General features: G+C 41.5%; 5 protein-coding genes and 1 pseudogene. 2 read left to right on the top strand and 4 right to left on the bottom strand.

What is annotated here, in order from left to right; all coding sequences use genetic code 11:
• Positions 1-8 precede the first annotated feature (8 nt).
• Complete coding sequence (locus L692_RS34090; protein ID WP_376717980.1) at positions 9-89, top strand: putative holin-like toxin; 81 nt, start codon at positions 9-11, stop codon at positions 87-89.
• A 180-nt stretch (positions 90-269) separates the two neighbouring features.
• Here L692_RS34090 and L692_RS0123935 read toward each other — a convergent pair whose 3' ends face one another.
• The 4 genes from L692_RS0123935 to L692_RS33690 all read right to left on the bottom strand — a co-directional run bounded on the left by L692_RS0123935 (position 270) and on the right by L692_RS33690 (position 3,043).
• Complete coding sequence (locus tag L692_RS0123935; protein ID WP_025702471.1) at positions 270-1,571, bottom strand: ATP-binding protein; 1,302 nt, start codon at positions 1,569-1,571, stop codon at positions 270-272.
• 88 nt (positions 1,572-1,659) lie between these two features.
• On the bottom strand, positions 1,660-2,238 hold the full coding sequence (locus tag L692_RS0123930; protein WP_025702470.1) for a DUF4256 domain-containing protein: 579 nt from the start codon (positions 2,236-2,238) through the stop codon (positions 1,660-1,662).
• A gap of 110 nt (positions 2,239-2,348) precedes the next feature.
• Positions 2,349-2,816 carry an NUDIX hydrolase gene (locus L692_RS0123925; RefSeq protein WP_025702469.1) on the bottom strand — a complete coding sequence of 156 codons (468 nt, stop codon included), beginning with the start codon at positions 2,814-2,816 and terminating at the stop codon, positions 2,349-2,351.
• A gap of 149 nt (positions 2,817-2,965) precedes the next feature.
• Positions 2,966-3,043, bottom strand: a complete 78-nt coding sequence (locus L692_RS33690) for a hypothetical protein (protein WP_232238855.1) — start codon at positions 3,041-3,043, stop codon at positions 2,966-2,968.
• Positions 3,044-3,383: 340 nt separating this feature from the next.
• Between L692_RS33690 and L692_RS31445 the strand changes: the two are divergent.
• Positions 3,384-3,719 (top strand): annotated as a pseudogene (locus L692_RS31445) (transglutaminase-like domain-containing protein); the annotation flags it as partial.
• Positions 3,720-3,754: the final 35 nt, after the last annotated feature.

Genomic DNA, 3,754 nt, shown 5'->3' with positions numbered 1-3,754 from the left:
GATGCCCCGTGGAAGTATACCAAGCTTTGACGCTGATGATCTCATTTGCGACACTGGTTGTGTTGATACTCACCAATAAACGGAAATAGACCGCCCCAGGCTAAGGAAGCGGTCTTTTCTGCTACTCCGATTGTCTACAGCCGAACCGCCCTTAAAAGCGGCTATTGCTCGGAGAGTCGTGTTGGCGCACGACCCTCTTTGCATTGTACGCTGTTTCTGAGTTGAGTATACCACAGAGAGTGATGGATGTTAACTCTGGATGTATTCCACTAATTTCTCTTTATACAAAACATCGCATAAAGGGGAATACTCTTTATCTCATTCTCATAACCAAAATTTCTAGCGGATACCCGAATTGCGTAGTACGGCTGATACAGCGATATATAGCTCTTTAAACTTTTCGCACGAACATTATCCGCAGATTTCCCCTCCATGGGAATGATGTTCCCTTGCTTGTCCTGAAACACAAAATCCAGTTCCGCCTTACCGGGAGAACTCCAGTAATACGGAGTGAATCCGTTAGTAACCAGCGCCTGCATGATGTAGTTCTCTGCCAGAGCACCCTTAAAGCCATTGAAACTGGTGGGGCCACTCAGAATCACATTCGCCGCGATATCAAATTTGGAGCACAACAGCCCTGTATCCATCATATAAACCTTGAAGGAGCTGTTATCCGCATACGCGCTAAGAGGCATCTTACCCTCTGTGATTCGAACGCACTTATTGATCATTCCCGCCGTTTTCAGCCAATCCAGCGGAGTTTCATATTCGTAGGCTCTCGCACCTGACTTGATCACTTTATACTGAAACTTGTGATTTTCCTTGGCAAGCTGTGCGGGAACGCTTGCCCATGCAGCCATGATTTTTGTTGTTTCCTGCGGAGAAGCGTACTTGGCCATGTCCGCAATATACGCATCATTGAGCATTTTCTGCGCAGCAACGACAAAATCAAAGTCTTTTGTCTCTACATATTCGCTAACGGCCCGCGGCATTCCTCCTACAACCAGGTAGATTTTATACAAATCCATAGCCGTTTCATGCAGAGACAAGGGAGTGAAATGCTCATACGCTTCTTTAATCAAATTACACAATTCTCTATGCCCCGTCGCCCATAAAAACTCTTCAAAATCGAGGGGATACAAATTCATCATATCGACCTTCCCCACAGGAAAGGAATACTTCTCGCGATTTAACGCCACACCCAACAAGCTGCCCGCGGCGATGATGTGATAATCCGGCTCGTTCTCGCAAAAATATTTCAAAGACGTTAACGCCCGCTCACAGGCTTGAATCTCATCAAAAATAATCAAGGTGTCACCTTTCAAGATGGTTTGCCCACTTTTAACAGACAGTTCCCGGATAATACGCTCCGGATTTAAGTCCCGCTCGAAAATAGCCGCAACCTCACTGGAGCCCTCCATATTGAAATAAACCGTATTCTTGTAATGGGTTTTTCCAAAGGTAAGAGCCGTGTAGGTTTTTCCAACTTGCCTGGCTCCGTAGATAACAAGCGGCATTCTTTTCGCGCTCTGCTTCCATGCAATCAGTCGATTGACAATTTTACGTTCCATAAAGTGTATCCACCTCACACTTAATATAACATTGCTATAAATGCAAGGCAAATACACTTCTTATTTTAGCGCTGACTTCCCGCCAATTTCAGATTCTTAGCGAGCCGCGAAAACCCCTTGCAGCATAGTAGGATTCTGCTCCATTGTGATATACAAAGACAGTGTCGTAGCGACGATCACAAAAGATGGCCCCGCCGAGCTTTCTAATACTAGCAGGTGTTATCACCCAGCTCGAAGTTTTCAAATCGAAGCTTCCAAGCTGCTGCAGCTCCCGGTATTGTTCTTCCGTTAAAAGCTCAATGCCCATGGCGGCTGCCATTTCTACCGCATTATTTTTCGGCTTATGTTCTTTCCGTGACTCCAGCGCTTCACGGTCATAACAAACGCTTCTGCGGCCTTTAGGACTTTCCGCTGAACAATCGTAAAAAATGTATTCGCCCGTCTTATTGTCATGGCCAATAACATCCGGCTCGCCGCCCGTTCTCTCCATTTCATGGAGCGGCCATAGTTTTTCAGTATTTGCTTCAAGCTTTGCTTGTACGTTAGCCCATTCAAGACCTTGATGGCGGTTCATGTTTTTCTCAAAACGTGCGCTCAATATTTTGAGTAATCCTTCACGTTGTTCCGGCGATAACTCCTTGTTACTGCTATTGGGATTCGCTGTCATATTAATTTCTCCCTTCAAATATGCTGCTTCATAGTGAGCAACACACAGCACTCCACATGGGACATCAGATAAATCTCCTATTCTAACTTCATTACGGTTGCCGCTATGCGCTATTCAAAACTAATAATGCGTTCTATGCCATCTGGAATATTATCGATTTTTTCTTTGATGAAAGTTGGATAAATTTGTAGCTGTTTCATTTCCTCTATCGAAACCCATTTTAGCATAATATTGCAGTTGTCTTTTTGCGATATAAAACAGTCATCAGGTATATCGGTGTTGTTTTCTAATGAAATTAGATAATAAAAAACGATTCCATGAACATCTTTATTGCCCCATTCCCAAAATGTTTCTTCCACCCAAAGAAGCCGGTTACATATAATTTTGGCCCCTGTTTCCTCTTTGTATTCTCTTATAAGAGTTTCTTCTGACGTTTCACTAATTTTCACATGCCCTCCAGGTAAGGCATATATACCATCATCGCATTGAACAAAAATTTTGTTATTTCGTAATAATACACCAACTGTTCTGAAAAGACATACAGAAGTTTCGTCTCTAAAGTGCCAATCTTTTATCATAACCAATCGCCACCTAATATAAGTTTTCTTCACCTATAACTTAATCTTTCCTCGTCATCAACACAACACACTCCACATGACCTTTACGGTAGTGAACGTACTGTATACGGTTCTCCATAGCTATATCTCTTATTTGATAGGAAAGACCGCTATGCAAGTCGTGATAGTTCTTTTGCTGCGATAACGTCAAAATTACGTTCTTTGGAATCCTTTATCAGACGTTGCAAATTTCCCCTCTTACCAGTTGTTCCACTCTCAACTTCAATTTAGAAGTCTGATACATCCTCAAGGTATTCATAGAATAAGCTTCTTTGATTTTGTAATGAGGTTTTTTGTTCTTCTTTATCTGTCGAAACACGAATATAAACTGCACATCTCATAGTTATACAACCCTTTCACAGTAGATAAGCGCCTTGAAGAGGGCAAAAAACCCTAGATTTATGACACTTATGACCGTACTTTAAACCAAAATTTGTATTGAATAAATATCCATTATATCGCATAATAATTAATATGGTTTCATGTGATGAAGTTGCAATGCAAATAAACGTTTGAGGGAGGAAAAGAATGGAGCTTACATGTGAATCCAGTAACCTGGATGATTATTTAGAAGAAACTGAAGAAGTTGATTATAGTCATTTCTCGATAAAAGATATAACAGCAGAATTATATAGCCAATCGTTAAATGAACTTGAATTTGTTAAATCCGCTTTTGAATTTGTTCGTGATAACATATCTCATTCGTGGGATATTCAAAGTTCACGCATTACATGCAGAGCATCTGAAGTCCTTTTCTTCAAAGAAGGAATTTGTTATGCAAAATCGAATCTATTGTGTGCTTTATTAAGGTGCCAAGGAATACCAACTGGTTTCTGTTACCAACGTCTAACTTTAGGAGATACCGGCTGAACACCCTTATTGTGGACACTGCACCTCTT

It is taken from the genome of Paenibacillus forsythiae T98, assembly GCF_000520735.1.
GTDB lineage: Bacteria > Bacillota > Bacilli > Paenibacillales > Paenibacillaceae > Paenibacillus_AQ > Paenibacillus_AQ forsythiae.
The sequence above is the reverse complement of the archived record's forward strand: the minus strand, read 5'-3'. Positions and strand labels throughout refer to the sequence as shown.